Annotated in this window: 1 pseudogene; it reads right to left on the bottom strand. The window is 71.9% G+C overall.

Annotation, left to right across the window (positions count from 1 at the left end):
• Window positions 1-238: pseudogene (locus LPA54_RS37755) on the bottom strand (methyltransferase); the annotation flags it as partial.
• Window positions 239-469 lie beyond the last annotated feature (231 nt).

Consider the following 469-nt stretch of genomic DNA (forward strand, 5'->3'; position numbering starts at 1 on the left):
CTATGCCGAGGGCCGAGCCCCGCGGTCCGAGCAGGCGGGCGGCCGGCAGCAGGGTGGCGCCGAGGCCGCAGCCGACGTCGAGCAGGCGCTGTCCGGGGCGCGGCGCGGCCCGCTCCACGAGGCGCCGGCCCATCGGGGTGAAGAACTCCACCCCCAGCCGGTCGTAGGTCGCCGCGGCCCCGTTGAAGGCGGCCGTGACTTTCGTCTTGTAGATGTCGGTGGCGGTGGCGGTGTCCACGGTCAGCTCCGGGTCCTCGTCGGGGGGCGCGGGAAATCGCGAGGTGCACAGGCCATGCTCCGGTGGTCCCTTCGGAAACCGCTACAAGCCGCGTAGAGGCGGCCTCGACCGCGGATGAAGGCCGCTTGCCCGCCGTATTCGGCCACCGCAGACGGACGGCCAGTGTCCCGGCGTCCTGGACCGAGATCCGTGGAGGGGAATTCGATGAGCAGTCAGATAGACGCGGTACGC

It is taken from the genome of Streptomyces sp. DH12 (assembly GCF_020873895.1).
Lineage (GTDB): Bacteria > Actinomycetota > Actinomycetes > Streptomycetales > Streptomycetaceae > Streptomyces.